The 19,101-nt window shown below is 74.7% G+C and carries 17 protein-coding genes; 16 read left to right on the forward strand and 1 reads right to left on the reverse strand.

All coding sequences use genetic code 11. The features are described 5' to 3' along the window. Positions 1-67 precede the first annotated feature (67 nt). From ilvD to FKM96_RS15550, 4 genes are all read left to right on the forward strand, one after another. The gene (ilvD, locus tag FKM96_RS15535; RefSeq protein WP_147795997.1) at positions 68-1,783 is read left to right on the forward strand and encodes a dihydroxy-acid dehydratase; all 1,716 of its coding nucleotides are present in this window, start codon (positions 68-70) and stop codon (positions 1,781-1,783) included. A 114-nt stretch (positions 1,784-1,897) separates the two neighbouring features. Next, complete coding sequence (locus tag FKM96_RS15540) at positions 1,898-2,893, forward strand: ABC transporter ATP-binding protein (protein WP_246855016.1); 996 nt, start codon at positions 1,898-1,900, stop codon at positions 2,891-2,893. Next, on the forward strand, positions 2,890-3,966 hold the full coding sequence (locus tag FKM96_RS15545) for an ABC transporter permease subunit (protein ID WP_147795998.1): 1,077 nt from the start codon (positions 2,890-2,892) through the stop codon (positions 3,964-3,966). Before FKM96_RS15540 ends, FKM96_RS15545 begins: the two co-directional genes overlap by 4 nt. 41 nt (positions 3,967-4,007) lie before the next feature. Next, a complete protein-coding gene (locus tag FKM96_RS15550; protein WP_147795999.1) occupies positions 4,008-5,729 on the forward strand; it encodes an alpha-glucosidase in 1,722 nt (573 codons plus the stop codon). 15 nt (positions 5,730-5,744) lie between these two features. Here the strand turns inward: FKM96_RS15550 and FKM96_RS15555 are convergent, their stop codons facing one another. Then, complete coding sequence (locus tag FKM96_RS15555; protein WP_147796000.1) at positions 5,745-6,416, reverse strand: hypothetical protein; 672 nt, start codon at positions 6,414-6,416, stop codon at positions 5,745-5,747. 363 nt (positions 6,417-6,779) lie between these two features. Here FKM96_RS15555 and FKM96_RS15560 point away from each other — a divergent pair, with 363 nt between their 5' ends. The 12 genes from FKM96_RS15560 to FKM96_RS15615 all read left to right on the forward strand — a co-directional run bounded on the left by FKM96_RS15560 (position 6,780) and on the right by FKM96_RS15615 (position 18,960). After that, positions 6,780-8,657 (forward strand): acetolactate synthase large subunit, encoded by a 1,878-nt coding sequence (locus FKM96_RS15560; RefSeq protein WP_147796001.1) that lies wholly within the window; start codon positions 6,780-6,782, stop codon positions 8,655-8,657. A gap of 10 nt (positions 8,658-8,667) precedes the next feature. Further along, positions 8,668-9,192: an acetolactate synthase small subunit gene (ilvN, locus tag FKM96_RS15565; RefSeq protein WP_147796002.1), complete on the forward strand. Its 525-nt coding sequence runs from the start codon at positions 8,668-8,670 to the stop codon at positions 9,190-9,192. 42 nt (positions 9,193-9,234) lie between these two features. Further along, positions 9,235-10,263, forward strand: coding sequence for a ketol-acid reductoisomerase (gene ilvC / locus FKM96_RS15570; RefSeq protein WP_147796003.1), 1,029 nt, complete (start codon positions 9,235-9,237; stop codon positions 10,261-10,263). A gap of 109 nt (positions 10,264-10,372) precedes the next feature. Continuing rightward, positions 10,373-10,942: an ASCH domain-containing protein gene (locus tag FKM96_RS15575; protein WP_147796004.1), complete on the forward strand. Its 570-nt coding sequence runs from the start codon at positions 10,373-10,375 to the stop codon at positions 10,940-10,942. A 44-nt stretch (positions 10,943-10,986) separates the two neighbouring features. Further along, on the forward strand, positions 10,987-12,030 hold the full coding sequence (locus tag FKM96_RS15580; RefSeq protein ID WP_147796005.1) for a 3-isopropylmalate dehydrogenase: 1,044 nt from the start codon (positions 10,987-10,989) through the stop codon (positions 12,028-12,030). Between the two features lie 102 nt (positions 12,031-12,132). Further along, the gene (locus FKM96_RS15585) at positions 12,133-13,242 is read left to right on the forward strand and encodes a branched-chain amino acid aminotransferase (RefSeq protein ID WP_147796006.1); all 1,110 of its coding nucleotides are present in this window, start codon (positions 12,133-12,135) and stop codon (positions 13,240-13,242) included. A gap of 268 nt (positions 13,243-13,510) precedes the next feature. Next, entirely contained in the window at positions 13,511-15,166 is a 1,656-nt protein-coding gene (cimA, locus tag FKM96_RS15590) for a citramalate synthase (protein WP_147797164.1), read from the forward strand. A 104-nt stretch (positions 15,167-15,270) separates the two neighbouring features. Then, entirely contained in the window at positions 15,271-16,431 is a 1,161-nt protein-coding gene (locus FKM96_RS15595) for a glycerate kinase (RefSeq protein ID WP_147796007.1), read from the forward strand. A 39-nt stretch (positions 16,432-16,470) separates the two neighbouring features. After that, positions 16,471-17,343 (forward strand): sensor domain-containing protein, encoded by an 873-nt coding sequence (locus FKM96_RS15600; protein ID WP_147796008.1) that lies wholly within the window; start codon positions 16,471-16,473, stop codon positions 17,341-17,343. 74 nt (positions 17,344-17,417) lie between these two features. After that, positions 17,418-18,296 (forward strand): NAD(P)-dependent oxidoreductase, encoded by an 879-nt coding sequence (locus tag FKM96_RS15605; protein ID WP_147796009.1) that lies wholly within the window; start codon positions 17,418-17,420, stop codon positions 18,294-18,296. Positions 18,297-18,422: 126 nt separating this feature from the next. Continuing rightward, positions 18,423-18,695 (forward strand): type II toxin-antitoxin system Phd/YefM family antitoxin, encoded by a 273-nt coding sequence (locus FKM96_RS15610; RefSeq protein ID WP_147796010.1) that lies wholly within the window; start codon positions 18,423-18,425, stop codon positions 18,693-18,695. Between the two features lie 4 nt (positions 18,696-18,699). After that, positions 18,700-18,960, forward strand: a complete 261-nt coding sequence (locus FKM96_RS15615) for a type II toxin-antitoxin system RelE/ParE family toxin (protein WP_147796011.1) — start codon at positions 18,700-18,702, stop codon at positions 18,958-18,960. Positions 18,961-19,101: the final 141 nt, after the last annotated feature.

Genomic DNA, 19,101 nt, shown 5'->3' on the forward strand with positions numbered 1-19,101 from the left:
CCGAGCGCCGCGCGGCGCGCCCCGGCACGTCAGGGCGCGTCGCGCCGCGCGCGCCTACAGTCGGCACATGACGACCACGGGCGGGAACACCCCGGACATCGACATCAAGCCGCGCTCCCGGCAGGTGACCGACGGCATCGAGGCCACGGCGTCGCGCGGCATGCTCCGCGCCGTCGGGCTCGGCGACGACGACTGGGTGAAGCCCCAGATCGGCGTCGCGAGCTCCTGGAACGAGATCACGCCCTGCAACCTGTCGCTGCAGCGGCTGGCGCAGGCCGTGAAGAGCGGCGTGCACGCCGGCGGCGGCTACCCGCTGGAGTTCGGCACCATCTCGGTGTCGGACGGCATCTCGATGGGCCACGAGGGGATGCACTTCTCGCTGGTGAGCCGCGACATCATCGCGGACAGCGTCGAGACGGTGATGCAGGCCGAGCGGCTGGACGGTTCCGTGCTGCTGGCCGGCTGCGACAAGTCGCTCCCCGGCATGCTGATGGCGGCCGCGCGCCTCGACCTGTCCAGCGTGTTCCTCTACGCCGGTTCGATCATGCCGGGCTGGGTGAAGCTCGAGGACGGCACCGAGAAGGACGTCACGCTGATCGACGCGTTCGAGGCGGTCGGCGCGTGCGCCCGCGGCCTGATGTCGAAGGGCGACCTGGACCGCATCGAGCGCGCCATCTGCCCGGGCGAGGGCGCCTGCGGCGGCATGTACACCGCGAACACGATGGCCTCGGTGGCCGAGGCGATGGGCATGTCCCTGCCGGGCTCCGCCGCCCCGCCCAGCGCGGACCGCCGCCGGGACAACTTCGCGATGCGCTCCGGCGAGGCCGTCGTCGAGCTGCTGCGCAAGGGCATCACCGCGCGGCAGATCATGACCAAGGAGGCGTTCGAGAACGCGATCGCCGTGGTCATGGCGTTCGGCGGCTCGACGAACGCCGTGCTGCACCTGCTGGCCATCGCGCACGAGGCCGAGGTCGACCTGACCCTGGACGACTTCAAGCGCGTCGCCGCGAAGGTCCCGCACCTGGGCGACCTCAAGCCGTTCGGCCGGTACGTCATGGCCGACGTCGACCGCATCGGCGGCGTCCCGGTGATCATGAAGGCGCTGCTCGACGCCGGCCTGATCCACGGCGACTGCCTCACGGTCACCGGCAAGACCGTCGCGGAGAACCTCGCCGACGTCGCCCCGCCCGACCCGGACGGCAAGATCCTGCGCGCGCTGGACAACCCGATCCACCACACCGGCGGCATCACGATCCTCGACGGCTCGCTGGCCCCGGAGGGCGCCGTGGTGAAGTCGGCCGGCTTCGACACCGACGTGTTCGAGGGCACCGCCCGGGTGTTCGAGCGTGAGCGCGCCGCCCTGGACGCGCTGGAGGACGGCACCATCACGGCCGGCGACGTCGTCGTCATCCGGTACGAGGGCCCCAAGGGTGGCCCGGGCATGCGCGAGATGCTCGCGATCACCGGCGCGATCAAGGGCGCCGGGCTCGGCAAGGACGTGCTGCTGCTCACCGACGGCCGGTTCTCCGGCGGCACGACCGGCCTGTGCGTCGGGCACGTCGCGCCCGAGGCGGTGGACGCGGGCCCGATCGCGTTCGTGCGGGACGGCGACCGGATCCGGCTCGACGTCGCCAACGCGACGCTCGACCTGCTGGTGCCCGAGGAGGAGCTCGCCGCCCGCCGGGTCGGCTGGGGCCCGCTGCCCCCGCGGTACACCCGCGGCGTGCTGGCGAAGTACGCGAAGCTCGTGCAGTCGGCGTCGACGGGGGCGGTGCTGATCTGAGGCCCGACCGGGCCGACGGCGCTGATCTGCGCGAACGGCCTCCCGGCACCGGGCCCGCCCGCTAGGGTCGCGTCGGGGCACCGGACGGGTGCCCCGACGCAACGGGGGGCGAGCGTGACGACGGAGCCGGCGCCGGCGGGGACCACCGCCGTGAGCACCCGCGGCCTGCGGAAGACCTACCGGCACCGCGGCCGGCAGGTCGTCGCGGTGGGCGGCCTCGACCTGGACGTGCCGCTCGGCGGCGTGCACGGGTTCCTGGGCCCGAACGGCGCGGGCAAGACGACGACGATCCGGATGCTGCTCGGGCTCATCCGGCCGGACTCGGGCGTCGTGCGCGTCCTCGACCGTCCCGTCCCCGCGGCGCTGCCCGAGGTCGTCGCCCGGGTCGGTGCGATCGTCGAGTCGCCGAAGTTCTTCCCGGCGTTCTCCGGGCGGCGGAACCTCGAGCTGCTCGCCGCGGCGATCGGGGCGCCCGCCGCCCAGGTCGACCGGGTGCTCGCCGACGTCGGCCTCGCGGACCGGGCGTCGAGCGCGTTCCGCACCTACTCGCTGGGCATGAAGCAGCGGCTGGCGATCGCGTCCACGCTGCTCAAGGACCCCGAGCTGGTGATCTTCGACGAGCCCACGAACGGCCTCGACCCCGCCGGCATCCACGAGGTGCGGCAGACGATGCGGGAGCTCGCGGCGGCGGGGAAGACGGTCCTGGTGTCGAGCCACATCCTCGCCGAGGTGCAGCAGGTGGCCGACACCGTGTCGATCGTGACGCAGGGCCGCCTCGTCGCGGGCGGCCGGGTCGAGGACCTGCTGGCCGCGGCGGGCGCGGGGGAGGCCCGCGTGGGCGTGGAGCGTCCCGCCGAGGCCGCGGCGGTGCTCGGCGAGCGCGGCTGGGCGGTGCGGCCCGACGGCGCGGGCGGGCTGCTCGTCGCCGGCGCCGCGCCCGCGGAGATCACGCGGGCGCTGGCCGACCACGGGCTGTACCTGCACGAGCTCGCGCCGAGCCGCGCCGACCTGGAGCAGGTGTTCCTCGCCCTGACCGGCACGGGCGCGGACGGCACCGCCGCCGCGCACCAGGGCCGGCCGGCGCCGCACGGACGGCGGGTCCGCGCGTGAGCGCCCCGCAGGGCACCGTGCGCGCCGCTGACGCGCGCACCGCCACCGGCACCGGGCGCGCCGCCTCCGGCCCGGCGCGCGGCAGGCTGGTGCGGGTCGAGGCGCGCCGGTTCCGCTACCGCGCGGCCACCCGGTGGCTGGCGCTGCTCGCGGTCGTCGCGGCGCTCGTGGTCGTCGCGAGCGTGTTCGCCGCGGCCCGGCCCCCGTCGGAGCGCGCGATCGCGGACGCGGAGCAGCAGCTCGCGTTCGCGCAGGACGACTGGGCGGAGAACGGCGAGCAGTACGTGACCGAGTGCCGCGAGGGCGAGGCCCTCGCGCAGGAGACGGACCCCGGCGCGGACTGGGCCTGCGACGACATGGAGCCCCGCCTCGACGCGTACCTGCCGCTCCAGCCGACGCTCGCGGACTCGGGCCCCGGCTGGGTGTCGGGGGTGACGACCTTCCTGATCCTGCTCGCCTTCGCGTCGGGGGTGACGTTCGTGACCGCCGAGATCGGCTCGGGGGCGCTCGGCACCTGGCTGACGTTCGTCCCCCGGCGCGGCCGGGTCTACGCGAGCAAGGTCACCGTCGCCGCGGCCGGAGTGCTGGTGCCGACGGCGGCGGCGCTCGCGCTCACCGTCGGCGGCGCGTGGGTCGCGGCGTCCGTGCACGACGCCGTGGGTGAGCTCACCGCCGTGTGGTGGACCGACCTCGGCTGGCAGGTGCTCCGGGCGCTGGCGGCCGCCGCGGCGCTCGGGGCGGTGGGTGCCGCCCTCGGCTTCCTGCTGCGCAGCGCGGCCGGGGCGCTCGGGCTCGGCATCGGCTGGCTGCTGCTGGTCGACGGCGTGCTGGCCGGCCTGCTCCCGGCGCTGTCCCCCTGGACCGTGCGCTCGTCGCTGCGCGCCTGGCTGGAGGGCGGCCTGACCTACTGGGTCAGCGTGCCCTGCGCGCCGCTCGACGGCGTCCCGCAGGCCGGGATGTGCACGGCCGAGCGGACCGTGTCGATGCTGCACGGCGGGCTGCTGCTCGGGGTGGTCACGGTGGTGCTGGTGTCGCTCGGCGCGCTCGCGTTCCGGCGCGGTGACGTGGACTGACGTCGGCTGCGCGCCGCCGCGCCGCGTGCCAGGGTGGACGCATGGCATGGACCGTCGAAGATGCGCCGTGGTGGACCCGAGCCGTCGTCTACCAGATCTACCCGAGGTCGTTCCAGGACTCCGACGGCGACGGCGTCGGCGACCTGCGCGGGATCATCTCCCGGCTCGACCACCTGAGCGCCCTGGGCGTCGACGTGGTGTGGCTGTCGCCGATCTACCGCTCGCCCCAGGACGACAACGGGTACGACATCAGCGACTACCAGGACGTCGACCCGTCGTTCGGCACGCTCGCGGACCTGGACGAGCTCATCGCCGGGCTGCACGCGCGGGGCATGAAGCTGCTCATGGACCTGGTGGTCAACCACACGTCCGACGAGCACCCGTGGTTCCTGGAGAGCCGGAGCGGCCCGGCGAGCCCGAAGCGGGACTGGTACTGGTGGCGGCCGCCGCGCGACGGCATGGCGCCGGGGCAGCCCGGCGCGGAGCCGACCAACTGGCACTCGTTCTTCTCCGGCTCGACCTGGGAGCTGGACGACGCGTCCGGCGAGTACTACCTGCACCTGTTCAGCCGGAAGCAGCCCGACCTCAACTGGGAGAACCCGGAGGTCCGGCAGGCCGTCTACGCGATGATGCACTGGTGGCTGGACCGCGGGGTCGACGGCTTCCGGATGGACGTCATCAACCTCATCTCGAAGGACACCGCGCTCCCGGACGGGCCGGTGGTCGCGGGGGTGTGGGGCGATGGCAGCGCGCACTACACGGACGGCCCGCGGGTGCACGAGTACCTGCACGAGATGCACCGCGAGGTGTTCGAGGGCCGGGCGGACCGGCTGCTGACCGTGGGGGAGACCCCGGGCGTCACGCTGGAGGAGGCGCGGAAGTACACCGACCCCGACCGGCGCGAGGTCGACATGGTGTTCCAGTTCGAGCACGTCGGCCTGGACCACGGCCCCGGGGGCAAGTTCGACCCGAGGCCGCTGCGGCTGACCGACCTCAAGGCGACGTTCGGGCGCTGGCAGGCGGGGCTCGCGGACGCGGGCTGGAACAGCCTGTACTGGGACAACCACGACCAGCCGCGCGTGGTGTCCCGGTTCGGCGACGACGGGAAGCACCGCCGGGAGTCGGCGAAGGCCCTCGCGACGCTGCTCCACCTGCACCGCGGGACGCCGTACGTCTACCAGGGCGAGGAGCTCGGGATGACGAACGCGCACTTCACGCGGTTCGACCAGTACCGGGACATCGAGTCGGTCAACCACGTCGCCCAGGCCCGCACGCTCGCGTCGGCGACGGACGAGCAGCTGCTCGCGGGCCTGGCGGCGATGAGCCGGGACAACGCGCGCACGCCGGTGCAGTGGGACGACTCGCCGCAGGCGGGGTTCACCACCGGGACCCCGTGGCTCGCGGTGAACCCGAACCACGTCGAGATCAACGCGGCCGCCGAGCGCGCCGACCCGGGGTCGGTGTTCCACCACCACCGCCGGCTGATCGAGCTCCGGCACGCCGACCCGGTCGTGGCGCTCGGCGACTTCACGATGCTGCTGCCCGAGGACGAGCAGGTGTACGCGTACACCCGCGAGCTCGACGGCGACGCGCTGCTGGTCGTCGTGAACGTGTCGGGGGAGGAGCGGGTCGTCGACCTCGGGGACGCCTGGCCGCTCGCGGACGACGGCGGCTGGGGCGACCTGGTGCTCGGGACGCACGCCGACGCCGGGGAGCCGACGACGCTGCGGCCGTGGGAGGCCCGGGTGGTGCGGCGGGCGTGAGCCCGCCGCCTCCCGTCACTGCTGGACGTCGACCACCACGCGCACCGGGTCGGGGAGCAGGTAGGCCCGGAACGGGCGCGGCTCGCCGGTCACGCCCACGAACGCCTGGGTCTGCGCCTCGAACGTGCCGAGCAGCACGGCCTCGGTGACCGCCGTGGTGCCGGCGGCGGTGACCGGCTCCCGCAGCGGGAACTCGGTCTGGCCGGTGTCGTGCGGGTACGCGGTCCCGGTGAGGACGACCTGCAGCGGGCTGTCGCCGGCGACGTCGACGGTCTCGCCGGTCGGGTCCTCGACGGCCGCGTCGACGTACTCGACGCGCCAGCCGGGCGTCCCGGTCCCGCCGAGCTCGAAGACGACGCGGTCGTAGCCGGCGTGGTGGCCGACGCGCACGTCGGTGACGGTGAGGGTCGCGTCGGCGGACGGGTCCGTGGTGTCGGGGGCCGTGTCCGCCGGGAACGGCGGCGCGGCGTCGTCGGCCTGCGCGTCGTCCGGCCGGGTGCCCCCGGTGGGCGAGGCGGACGGGGCGGGCGTGGCGGTCGTCGTGGCGGCGGGCGCGGACGGGGATGCGCCGGTGGTCGCCGGGTCGCCCGCCGTGCCGTCGCCCGAACCGCACGCGGCGACCAGGGCGAGCGCCAGGACGGCGGCGCCGGCGGGCAGCGTGCGGCCGGCGGTGCGGGTTCGCGTCATGCGCACGAGGCTAGGAGCCGCGCACCCGACGCGCCGGGACGCGGGCGGCGCGGCCGGTCACGACTCGGTACCGATCATCTGCTGGACTCGTGCACCACGATGTGAGACGGACCAGGGCGGGCGTGACACCGCACGACGCGCGGCGTAGTGTCACGTGCCATGCGGACGAACCTCCTCCTCGTAGTACTTCCCGAGCGCGCCGGCTGACGCCACGCACGGAAGGCATCGCCCGCGCGCACCCCTCGACCGACCCGGCTCCCCGGGCCCGAGGGGTTTTTTCGTGCCGGCGAGGCATCGCGCGGCACCCACGCGGCCCCGGCCGCAGCAGCACCCGCTCCACCCGCACAGACGCAGGAGACACCGATGGTCCAGGGCCCCCACCCGGCACCGCCCCGCAGGGCGGCCGCGGCCGCAGCGCCCGCCGGCGCCACCGAGGCGCGCGAGCCGGCGCGTCTCGCCGCACCCGCCGCGCAGCCGCGCCCCGTCGTCACCGAGCAGGTCACCGGCGCGAAGTCGATCGTCCGCTCGCTCGAGGAGGCCGGCGCCGAGGTCGTCTTCGGCATCCCCGGCGGCGCGATCCTGCCGACGTACGACCCGCTGATGGACTCCACCCGGCTCCGGCACATCCTCGTGCGGCACGAGCAGGGCGGCGGCCACGCGGCGACCGGCTACGCCCAGGCCACCGGCAAGGTCGGTGTCACGATGGCGACCTCGGGCCCGGGCGCGACCAACCTGGTGACCCCGATCGCCGACGCGAACATGGACTCGATCCCGCTGGTCGCGATCACCGGCCAGGTCGGCGCGTCGCTGATCGGCACGGACGCGTTCCAGGAGGCCGACATCGTCGGCATCACGCTGCCGATCACCAAGCACAACTTCCTGGTGACCGACCCGGACGACATCCCGCGGACGATCGCCGAGGCGTTCCACATCGCGTCGACCGGCCGCCCGGGCCCGGTGCTCGTGGACATCGCCAAGTCGGCGATGCAGACCGACACCACGTTCACCTGGCCGCAGCAGCTGGACCTGCCGGGCTACCACCCGGTGACCAAGCCGCACGGCAAGCAGATCCGCGAGGCCGCCCGGCTGCTGGCGACGGCCCGCCGCCCGGTGCTGATGGTCGGCGGCGGCGTGATCCGCTCCGGCGCGTCCGCCGAGCTGCGCCGCCTGGTCGACGAGTCCGGCGCCGCCGTGGTGACCACGCTGATGGCCCGCGGCGCGCTGCCCGACACCCACCCGCAGCACCTCGGCATGCCCGGCATGCACGGCACGGTGGCCGCGGTCGCCGCGCTGCAGAAGGCCGACCTGGTCGTGGCGCTCGGCGCGCGGTTCGACGACCGGGTGACCGGCAAGCTGTCGTCGTTCGCCCCGAACGCGACGATCGTGCACGCCGACATCGACCCCGCGGAGATCGGCAAGAACCGCGCGGCGGACGTGCCGATCGTCGGCGACCTGCGCGAGGTCATCGCGGACCTGCTGCCGGAGCTCGCCCGCGAGCAGGTGCAGCACGGCAAGCCGGACCTCGAGGCCTGGTGGCAGCAGATCGACTCCTGGCGCGAGACCTTCCCGCTGGGCTACGACGAGCCGACCGACGGCCACCTGGCGCCGCAGCACGTCATCTCCCGGATCGGCGAGCTGTCCGGCCCGGAGTCGATCTTCGTGTCCGGCGTGGGCCAGCACCAGATGTGGGCCGCGCAGTTCATCAAGTACCAGCGGCCGAACTCCTGGCTGAACTCCGGCGGCCTCGGGACGATGGGCTTCTCGGTGCCTGCCGCGATGGGCGCGAAGGTCGGCGCCCCTGACCGCACGGTCTGGGCGATCGACGGCGACGGCTGCTTCCAGATGACCAACCAGGAGCTCGCCACCTGCACGATCAACGAGATCCCGATCAAGGTCGCGGTGATCAACAACTCCTCGCTGGGCATGGTCCGGCAGTGGCAGACGCTGTTCTACGAGTCCCGGTACTCGAACACCGACCTGCACACCGGCCACGGCACCATCCACGTCCCCGACTTCGTGAAGCTCGCCGACGCCTACGGCGCGGTCGGCCTGCGCTGCGAGACCACCGCCGACGTGGACGCCACGATCAAGCGCGCGATGGAGATCGACGACCAGCCCGTCGTCGTGGACTTCACGGTGTCGCGCGACTCGATGGTGTGGCCGATGGTCGCCGCCGGCGTGAGCAACGACGACATCCAGTACGCCCGGGGCATCTCCCCGGCGTGGGACCGCGAGGACTGAGGAAGAGAACATGAGCCGTCACACCCTCTCCGTCCTCGTGGAGAACAAGCCCGGCGTGCTGACCCGCGTCGCGGGCCTGTTCGCCCGCCGGTCGTTCAACATCCACTCCCTCGCGGTGGGCCCGACCGAGCACGACGAGATCTCCCGGATCACCGTCGTGGTCGACGTCGACGCCCTGCCGCTCGAGCAGGTCACCAAGCAGCTGAACAAGCTGATCAACGTGATCAAGATCGTCGAGCTCGAGGACGCCGCCTCCGTGCAGCGCGAGCTGCTGCTGGTGAAGGTCCGCGCCGAGGGCCCGGTCCGCACCCAGGTGCTCGAGGTGGTCGAGCTGTTCCGGGCGCACGTCGTCGACGTCGTGCCGGACACCGTGACCATCGAGGCGACCGGCAGCCCGGGCAAGCTCACGGCGCTGCTCGCGGCGCTCGAGCCGTTCGGCGTCCGCGAGATCGTCCAGTCCGGCATCGTGGCCATCGGCCGCGGGCCCCGCTCCATCACGGACCGCGCGCTCGAGCGCGTCAGCCGGTCCGCCTGATCCGTCCGTCCGCACGACCCCGCACACACAAGGAGAACCATCGTGGCTGAGCTGTTCTACGACGACGACGCCGACCTGTCGATCATCCAGAGCAAGAAGGTCGCCGTCATCGGCTACGGCAGCCAGGGGCACGCGCACGCGCTGAACCTGCGCGACTCGGGCGTCGACGTGACCGTCGGCCTGCGCGAGGGCTCGGCCTCCCGCGCCAAGGCGGAGAACGAGGGCCTCAAGGTCGCCACGGTGGCCGAGGCCGTCCAGGGTGCCGACGTCGTCGTCATCCTCGCGCCGGACCAGGTGCAGCGGCACATCTACCGCGACGAGATCGCCCCGAACCTGACCGAGGGCGCCGCGCTCGTCTTCGGCCACGGCTTCAACATCCGGTTCGGCTACATCAAGCCCGAGGCCGGCCACGACATCGTCATGGTCGCCCCCAAGGGCCCGGGCCACCTCGTGCGCCGCGAGTACGTCGACGGCCGCGGCGTGCCGGTGATCGTCGCCGTCGAGCAGGACGCGTCGGGCTCCGCCTGGGACCTCGCGCTGTCCTACGCCAAGGGCATCGGCGGCCTGCGCGCCGCCGGCATCAAGACCACCTTCACCGAGGAGACCGAGACCGACCTGTTCGGCGAGCAGGCCGTCCTCTGCGGCGGCGTGTCCCAGCTGATCCAGTACGGCTTCGAGACCCTGACCGAGGCCGGCTACCAGCCCGAGGTCGCGTACTTCGAGGTGCTGCACGAGCTGAAGCTGATCGTCGACCTCATCTTCGAGGGCGGCATCACCAAGCAGCGCTGGTCGGTCTCCGACACGGCCGAGTACGGCGACTACGTCTCCGGCCCGCGGGTCATCACGCCCGACGTGAAGGAGAACATGAAGGCCGTCCTCGCGGACATCCAGAACGGCGCCTTCGCCGAGCGGTTCATCACGGACCAGGACGCGGGCGCGCCGGAGTTCAAGGAGCTCCGCGAGAAGGGCCAGAACCACCCGATCGAGCCCGTGGGCCGCGAGCTGCGCAAGCTGTTCGCCTGGGTGAAGCCGTCCGACACGGACTACGTCGAGGGTTCCGCCGCGCGCTGACCCGCGCGCGTCCTCGACACGAGTGGCACCGAGTGGAGCGTTCTGCCCGACACGCACGGCGTGTCCCGGCAGGACGCTCCACTCGCCGTATCTGGGGGAGGATCGGGGCATGACCGACGACGCCGCCACGCCCGCCGCCGACAGCACGCACCCCGACGAGGTCCTCCGGTTCTGGGAGGTCGCCCGGGTCCGGGCCGGGGTGATGCGCGTCGCCGCCGTGACCGGGCCGGGGATCGCGGGGTCGCTGGTGCCGCCGTCCTGGGCGTTCGGGGACGATCCCGCCCTCGCGGACGCGGCCCTCGCGCTGGTGCTCGACGGCACCAAGACCGCCACGTCGACCGCCCTGCCGGAGTTCGAGCACGCCGACGAGCCGCTGCCGGTCAAGGGGGACCTGTCGATCGTGACCGACGCGGCCGGCCGGCCGGGCGCGCTGATCCGCACCACGCGGGTGGAGACGGTGCCGTTCGGCGAGGTCGACGAGGACGTCGCGGCGGCCGAGGGGGAGGGCGACGGGACGCTCGCCTCCTGGCGGGTGGAGCGCGAGGAGTCCTGGGGTCCGGTGCTGGCGGCGCTGGGCGCGGAGCTCACCGACGCGACGCCGGTCGTCGTCGAGCGGTTCGAGCTGCTGTTCCCGCGTCCCGGCGACCGGGGCCCGTCCACCGTCCCGTCCGAGGCCTGAGACGGTCGTCCCGGTTCGTAAGACGACTCACTAGGGTGGAGGGCATGGCGCAGCGCATCAACCTGGCCGTCGTCGCGGGTGACGGCATCGGCACCGAGGTCGTGGAGCAGGGTCTCCTCGCCCTGGAGGCGGCCCTGTCCGGCTCGGGCAGCACGGTCACCACGACCGACTTCGACCTGGGCGCGCGCCGTTGGCACGCGACCGGCGAGACGCTGACCGACGCGGACCTCGAGGCGATCCGCTCGCACGACGCGATCCTGCTCGGCGCGATCGGCGACCCCAGCGTGCCGTCCGGCGTGCTCGAGCGGGGCCTGCTGCTCAAGCTGCGGTTCGCCCTGGACCACTACGTGAACCTGCGCCCCGCCAGGCTGTACCCGGGCGTGGCCTCGCCGCTGGCGGACCCGGGCGACGTCGACTTCGTGGTCGTCCGCGAGGGCACCGAGGGCCCGTACGTCGGCAACGGCGGCGCGATCCGCGTGGGCACCCCGCACGAGATCGCCAACGAGGTCAGCGTCAACACCGCGTTCGGCGTCGAGCGGGTGGTGCGCGACGCGTTCGCCCGCGCTGCCGCCCGCCCGCGCAAGAAGCTCACGCTCGTGCACAAGCACAACGTCCTCGTGCACGCCGGCCACCTGTGGCGGCGCACCGTCGAGGCCGTGAACGCCGAGTTCCCGGACGTGACGGTCGACTACCTGCACGTGGACGCGGCGACGATCTTCCTGGTCACCGACCCGGCCCGGTTCGACGTGATCGTCACGGACAACCTGTTCGGCGACATCCTCACCGACCTCGCGGGCGCGATCGTCGGCGGCATCGGCCTGGCCGCGTCCGCCAACATCAACCCGGACCGCACCGCCCCGAGCATGTTCGAGCCGGTGCACGGCTCCGCCCCGGACATCGCCGGGCAGGGCAAGGCCGACCCCACCGCGACGGTGCTGTCCGTCGCGCTGCTGCTCGAGCACCTGGGCGAGCGCGAGGCCGCGGCCCGCGTCGAGGCCGCCGTCGCGGCGGACGTCGCGGAGCGCGGGGGCCGAGTACGGTCGACGGCCGAGGTGGGCAAGGACCTCGCCGCGCGCATCGCCGGCTAGTCGCCGCCCGCTCGGGGCGCAGCGCTGCGTCCCGCGCCCGTCCCACCCCGGCCGTCGCCCAGGTACCGTCAGATCAGACTCCTGGTGAAAGGCCGCAGACACATGAGCATCTCCGACACGACGGACCTCGGTTCCACCTTCGAGGTCCGTCCCACCGACACCCCGACGCCCGACGCCGAGCGGGAGTCGCTGCTCGCCACGCCGAAGTTCGGCACCGTGTTCACCGACCACATGGCCCGCGTCTCCTGGACGCAGGGCCTCGGCTGGCACGACCGCCGGGTCGAGAAGTACGGCCCGCTGCTGCTCGACCCCGCCACCGCGGTGCTGCACTACGCCCAGGAGATCTTCGAGGGCCTCAAGGCGTACCGGCACGCCGACGGCTCCGTGTGGACGTTCCGCCCGCAGGCCAACGCCGAGCGGCTGCAGCGCTCCGCCCGGCGGCTCGCGCTGCCGGAGCTGTCGACCGAGGACTTCCTCGCGTCGGTGACCGCCCTGGTCCGGACCGACGAGGCCTGGGTCCCGTCGGGGGAGGAGACCAGCCTCTACCTGCGGCCGTTCATGTACGCGTCCGAGGCGTTCCTGGGCGTGCGGCCGTCGATGCAGGCCGAGTACCTCGTGATCGCGTCGCCGGTCGGCTCGTACTTCGCCGGCGGCGTGAAGCCGGTGTCGATCTGGGTGTCCGAGGACTACTCCCGCGCCGCGGCCGGGGGCACCGGCGCCGCCAAGTGCGGCGGCAACTACGCCGCGAGCCTGCTCCCGCAGCAGGAGGCCTACGCCCGCGGCTGCGAGCAGGTGTGCTTCCTGGACGCCGCGACCGGCACGCTGCTCGAGGAGCTCGGCGGCATGAACGTGTTCGTCGTCGGCGCCGACGGCTCGGTGTCCACCCCGCGGCTCACCGGCTCGATCCTCGAGGGCGTCACCCGCTCCTCGATCCTGCAGCTGCTCACCGAGGACGGCCGCGAGGTCACCGAGCGGGACATCCCGCTGGCCGAGCTGCTCGACGGGCTGCGCGACGGCAGCGTCGCCGAGGTGTTCGCCTGCGGCACCGCCGCGGTCGTGACCCCGATCGGCCGGCTCGCGGGCGGCGACTTCGACGTCACCGTGGGCGACGGCGAGGCCGGCCCGGTCATGCAGAGCATCCGCCAGCGGCTGACGGACATCCAGTACGGCCGCGCGGCCGACCCGCACGGCTGGATGCACCGCCTGGTCTGACGACCGCGCGTCGGCCCCGTCCCGCGAGGTGGACGGGGCTGACGCCGGGCGTGACGTGTGCCACGATGAGCCCATGGCCCTCCCGATCGTCATCGCCTAGCGCGTCCGCCCCACCCCCGCGGACGCGCCGACCTCCCGAACCCGGGGGGTCTTTTTGTTGCTCGACCCGCGCGCCGACCCGGCCCGCACCCCGGCAGCTCGCCTCGTCCCCTCGCCGAGAGAAGCACTTCCCGTGACCGAGCCCACCGCCCCCGACGCCCCCGCCACCCTGCCCCGCGGCGGCGCGGCCCACCCCGCCACCGGCGGGCCCGCGGCGTTCGACGTGTACGACACCACGCTGCGCGACGGCGCCCAGCAGGAGGGCATGAACCTCTCGGTCGCCGACAAGCTGGCCATCGCGCCGCTGCTCGACGACCTGGGTGTGGGCTACATCGAGGGCGGCTGGCCCGGTGCGATCCCCAAGGACACCGAGTTCTTCGCCCGGGCCGCCAAGGAGCTCGACCTCCGGCACGCGGTGCTCGCCGCGTTCGGCGCGACCCGCAAGCCGGGCGTGCGCGCGTGGGACGACCCCCAGCTGCGGGCGCTGCTCGACTCCGAGGCGCCGGTGGTCACGCTCGTCGCCAAGTCGGACTCCCGGCACGTGGAGCGCGCGCTGCGCACCACGGGTGCCGAGAACCTGGCGATGGTCGCCGACTCCGTGCGGCTGCTCGTGCAGGAGGGTCGCCGGGTCGTCGTCGACGCCGAGCACTTCTTCGACGGCTTCCGGTTCGACCCGGCGTACGCGCGCGACGTCGTGCTCGCGGCCGTCGAGGCCGGCGCGGAGACCGTCGTGCTCTGCGACACCAACGGCGGGATGCTGCCGTTCCAGGTGACCGAGGTGGTCCGCGACCTGCGCGCCGCGCTCGGCACCGCCGACGCCCTGACCCGGCTCGGCGTGCACGCGCACAACGACTCGGGCTGCGCGGTCGCGAACTCGCTCGCGGCGGTCGAGGCCGGCGCCGTGCACCTGCAGGGCACCGTCAACGGCTACGGCGAGCGCACCGGCAACGCCGACCTGCTGGCGACCGTCGCCAACCTCGAGCTGAAGACCGGCCGCAGCGTGCTGGTCCCGCCGGCCGACCGCCCGGGCGGGCTCGCCGAGATGACCCGGATCGCGCACCAGATCAGCGAGATCACGAACATCGCGCCGTTCGCCCGCCAGCCGTACGTCGGCGCGAGCGCGTTCGCGCACAAGGCCGGGCTGCACGCCTCCGCGATCCGCGTCGACCCCGACCTCTACCAGCACATCGACCCGCAGGCCGTCGGCAACGACATGCGGATGCTGGTGTCCGAGATGGCCGGCCGCGCGTCGATCGAGCTCAAGGGCCGCGAGCTCGGCTTCGACCTGGCCGGGCAGGACGAGGTGCTCACCCGCGTGACCAACCGGGTCAAGGACGCCGAGGCGCAGGGCTACACCTACGACGCCGCCGACGCGTCGTTCGAGCTGCTGCTCGCCGAGGAGGTCGACGGCTCCCGCCCGGCGTACTTCCGGGTCGAGTCCTGGCGGACGATCATCGAGCGCGCGGGCTCCCGGGGCACGCCGGCCACGGCCGAGGCCACCGTGAAGCTGCACGCCGGCGGCGAGCGGATCGTCGCCACCGGCGAGGGCAACGGCCCGGTCAACGCCCTGGACCACGCGCTGCGGCTCGCGCTCCAGCGGGTGTACCCCGAGCTGGCGGCCTTCGAGCTGATCGACTTCAAGGTGCGCATCCTGGACGCGATGCACGGCACCGACGCGGTGACCCGGGTGCTCATCGAGACGAGCGACGGCCAGACCGCGTGGAGCACCGTGGGCGTGGGGCCGAACCTGATCGAGGCGTCCTGGGAGGCGCTGACGGACTCGGCGATCTGGGGCCTGCGGAACCGGGGCATCACGCCGCGCTGACCGGGACGGTGTCTCGCCGAGATGGCACCTCTCGGCTGTGCGCAGACGCCGCAGGACAGCCGAGAGTTGCCATCTCGGCGGGGGTGGCGGGCATGGTGGTGTCCGTGAGGGTCGTCGTCGCGGTGGACGCGTTCAAGGGGTGCCTCTCCAGCACCGAGGCCGGGGAGGCGGTCGCCGCCGGGGTGCGTGCCGCGGATCCCGGTGGGGCGGTGCGGGTCCTGCCGGTCGCCGACGGGGGCGAGGGGACCGTCGACGCGCTGCTCGCCGCGCGACCCGGGCGCCGGGTGGTCGCGCGGGTCGTGGACGCGGTCGGGCGGCCGGTGGACGCCGTGTACGCACTGCTGGACGAGGCGCCCGGACCGACCGCGGTCGTCGAGGCGGCCTCGTGCGTCGGTCTCGCCCAGGTCGACCTCGGCCCCGACCTGCCCCCGCGCGCGGGCTCGGCGGGGCTGGGCCTGCTGGTCCGGCACGCGGTCGACCACGGCGCGCGCCGGGTGGTCGCCGCGCTCGGCGGCACGGCCTGCACCGACGGCGGGCTGGGGCTGCTGATCGCGCTGGGGGCGTCGGCCCACGACCGCGACGGGGCGCCGCTCGGGGCGCCCGGCACCAACCCCCTGTGGGACTTCGGCACGCTCGACGCGCTGCCGGACCTCGGCGGGGTCGACCTGGTCGTGCTCACCGACGTCGACAGCCCGCTGCACGGCCCCGACGGCGCGGCGCACGTGTTCGGGCCGCAGAAGGGCGCGACGCCGGAGCAGGTGGCGCACCTGGACGGCCGGCTCACCGCGTGGGGCGCGGCGCTCGCGGCGCACGGGCACCCCGTCGCGGACCGGCCGGGCGCCGGGGCCGCGGGCGGGCTGGGCGCGGCGCTGCTGGCGCTCGGCGCGGAGCGGGAGCCCGGGTTCGGGCACGTGGCGCGGGCCGTCGGGCTGGCGGACGCGGTCGCCGGTGCGGACCTCGTGCTGACCGGGGAGGGCCGGCTCGACGCGCAGACGGCGCGCGGCAAGACCCCGGCGGGCGTGGCGGCGCTCGGGCGTGCAGCGGGGGCGGTGGTCGTGGCGCTCGCGGGTGCGGTCGAGCTCGACCCCGACGACCCCGCCGGCCCGTTCGACGCGGTGCTGCCCGTGCACCCGCGGCCGCTCCCGCTCGCCGAGGCGCTCGACCCCGAGACGACCGCCGCGCACCTCGCCGCCATGGCCGCGCAGGTCACCCGCCTCGTCGCCGCAGCACGCCGCCCCCTCGCGCCGGGCGGCGGCCCGCAATAGCGTGGCGCGGGACAGCGCCCCCGGCCCAGGGAGAACCCGATGACGGAGCCCGCGCGCCCGCCCGCACCCGCCGACCGGCCCGGGCCCGCCGGACGCCCGCCGGGGGAGCCGCCCGCGAAGACCCGGCTCCCGCGTGACCGGGCCTGGCCCTGGCTGCTGACCTTGGTCCTGGCGCTCGCCGCGGGCGTGCTGCTGGCCTGGCGGCCCTGGGCGCCGGCGCCCGAGCCGGGTGCGGCGGCCCCGGACGCGACGGCGTCGGCCTCCCCGACGTCGACCGCGGAGCCGTCGGCGACGGCGACGTCCGGAGCCGCGTCCGGCACCGGCGCGTTCGACGCCGACTCCGCCCCCGCGCTGTTCCTCACGGACGCCGAGCTCGCCGAGGCGGTGCCGATGGCCGCGGGCCAGTCGCTCGCGGACGCGCCGGAGGCGCAGTGGGGCCTGCCCGAGCGCTCGACGGTCGACCCGTCCGCGTGCACGCCCGCGGTCACGACCACCGAGCGGGAGCCCGACGTGTTCCTGCGCCGGTTCGCCAGCGACGACGCGGTGACCGTCATCCAGTCCGTCCTGGTGCTCGCCGACGACGCGGCCGCGCAGGAGGCGTTCGACGCGCTGGTCGGCACGCTCGAGGACTGCGACGCCTACCAGCAGACCAACCCCGGGACGGACGGCGGCGCGTGGACCGCGGACCCGCCGACGACCGACCGCGGCACCGTGCCGACCGTCGTGCGCGCCCTGACCCTGACGGCCGAGGGCGCGACCAGCCCCGAGGTCGAGGTGACCGCCCTCGCCGGCAACGCGCTCGTGACGACGACGGCCTCGGGCGTGGACCCGGCGGCCGAGCCCGCGGACCCGGCCACGCTCGCGGGCGTCGCCCGGAGCAGCGCCGAGCGCGCGCTGGCCGGCCTGGGCTGACCCAAGGGGTGCGCTCGGCGCCGCCCCGTCGCGCTCGGCTGGGCCGCGGCCCCGGCCGGGGCGAGGATGGCCCCATGAGCGACGCACGGACGGTGGCGGTGCTGGGCACCGGGATCATGGGCGCGGCGATGGCGCGCAACCTGCTGCGGGCGGGGCACACCGTCCGGGTGTGGAACCGGAGCGCGGCGAGGGCCGAGCCGCTGGCCGCGGACGGCGCCGTCGTCGCGGGCACGCCCGCCGAGGCCGTCGACGGCGCGGACGTCGTGCTGACGATGCTGCACGACGGCGCCGCGGTGGCCGAGGTGGTCCGGCAGGCCGCGCCGGGCCTGCGTCCGGGCGCGGTGTGGCTGCAGTCCACGACGGTCGGCGTCGACGACACCCCGGCGCTCGCGGCCCTCGCCGACGAGCTCGGCGTCACGTTCGTCGAGGCGCCGGTGTCGGGCACCCGGCAGCCCGCCGAGGCGGGGAAGCTGGTCGTGATCGCGGCCGGGCCGCCCGCCGCGCGGGACGTCGTGGCCCCGGTGCTCGACGCGGTCGGCGCGCGGACCGTGTGGACCGGCGAGGACGCCGCGGCGGGGTCCGCGACCCGGCTCAAGCTCGTCGTGAACAGCTGGGTCATCACCGTGGCCAACGCCGCGGGGGAGGTGCTGGCGCTCGCCGAGGCGCTGGGCGTGGAGCCGGACCGGTTCTTCGAGGTGCTCGACGGCGGCCCGCTCGACACCCCGTTCCTCCGGGTCAAGGCCGACCTGATCCGCGAGGACCGGCTCAGCCCGGCGGCGTTCGCCGTGGGCACGTCCGGCAAGGACGCGCGCCTGATCGTGGCGGCGGCGCGCGAGCGCGGGCTGCACCTGGACGGCGCCGAGGCGTTCTCGGCCCGCCTCGACCGCGCCGCGGCGCAGGGCCGCACCGACGAGGACATGGCGGCGACGTACTACACCTCCGCGGCGGACTGACGCCGGGGCCACCGCCCAGCGGCCCGCGGCCGGTGCGGTGAGTGCTGCGAGGGGCGCCCTAGGGTCCTCGCCATGGGTGCCGTCGCTGCTGCCGAAATGGTCATACTTCCGACTAGACTCCTCCCTATGCGGATGCTTCCCCTGAACGAGGCGAAGACCAACCTCTCCGCCGTGCTGGACGAGGTGCAGTCCTCGCACGAGCCCGTGACGATCACGCGGCACGGGAAGCCGGCGGGCGTGCTGGTCTCGGCCGACGACATGGACACGCTGCTCGAGACGCTCGCGTGGCTGTCCGACCGCGACCACGCCGCCGAGATGGCCGAGGCCGACGCCGCGGTCGCGGCGGGCGAGACGCTGGGTCTCGACGAGGTCGAGGCGCGGCTGGCCCGGCGACGCTGAGTCCGTGTACGAGGTCCGGTTCGCCCCGCCGGCCGTCCGCGCGGTCGACCGGCTGCCTCCGAAGCTGGCGGACGCCGTGCTGCGGTTCTGCCGGGAGCGGCTCGCGGAGAATCCCCAGCGGTTCACCAAGCCGCTGACCGGTCGGCTCGCCGGCGAGCGGAGCGGCTACGTCGGCATCGGGTTCCGCGTGATCGTCCGGGTGGACGAGGAGAGCCGGCAGGTGCACGTGCTGCGGATGGGGCCCCGCGCGGGCGTCTACCGCTGAAAACACCGTGCGCCCCCGCCCGGGCGCGCCGTACCGTCGCCCGCATGGGAACGCTGAGCAGCACGGCCGCCGCGGCCGTCGCACGCCCCCGGTCCGCCTGAGCGCGGCCGGACGTCACACCGGTCGCCACCTCCGGATGCC

The organism is Cellulomonas sp. Y8, from assembly GCF_008033115.1.
Lineage (GTDB): Bacteria > Actinomycetota > Actinomycetes > Actinomycetales > Cellulomonadaceae > Cellulomonas.

What these genes read in the sequence shown, in the direction of transcription:
- FKM96_RS15550 (WP_147795999.1), top strand. Translation starts at nt 4,008, where the DNA reads ATGGCATGGACCGTCGAAGATGCGCCGTGGTGGACCCGAGCCGTCGTC.
- FKM96_RS15580 (WP_147796005.1), top strand. Translation starts at nt 10,987, where the DNA reads ATGGCGCAGCGCATCAACCTGGCCGTCGTCGCGGGTGACGGCATCGGC.
- ilvD (WP_147795997.1), top strand. Translation starts at nt 68, where the DNA reads ATGACGACCACGGGCGGGAACACCCCGGACATCGACATCAAGCCGCGC.
- FKM96_RS15575 (WP_147796004.1), top strand. Translation starts at nt 10,373, where the DNA reads ATGACCGACGACGCCGCCACGCCCGCCGCCGACAGCACGCACCCCGAC.
- FKM96_RS15610 (WP_147796010.1), top strand. Translation starts at nt 18,423, where the DNA reads ATGCGGATGCTTCCCCTGAACGAGGCGAAGACCAACCTCTCCGCCGTG.
- FKM96_RS15560 (WP_147796001.1), top strand. Translation starts at nt 6,780, where the DNA reads ATGGTCCAGGGCCCCCACCCGGCACCGCCCCGCAGGGCGGCCGCGGCC.
- FKM96_RS15585 (WP_147796006.1), top strand. Translation starts at nt 12,133, where the DNA reads ATGAGCATCTCCGACACGACGGACCTCGGTTCCACCTTCGAGGTCCGT.
- FKM96_RS15600 (WP_147796008.1), top strand. Translation starts at nt 16,471, where the DNA reads ATGACGGAGCCCGCGCGCCCGCCCGCACCCGCCGACCGGCCCGGGCCC.
- FKM96_RS15555 (WP_147796000.1), bottom strand. Translation starts at nt 6,416, where the DNA reads ATGACGCGAACCCGCACCGCCGGCCGCACGCTGCCCGCCGGCGCCGCC.
- FKM96_RS15605 (WP_147796009.1), top strand. Translation starts at nt 17,418, where the DNA reads ATGAGCGACGCACGGACGGTGGCGGTGCTGGGCACCGGGATCATGGGC.
- ilvN (WP_147796002.1), top strand. Translation starts at nt 8,668, where the DNA reads ATGAGCCGTCACACCCTCTCCGTCCTCGTGGAGAACAAGCCCGGCGTG.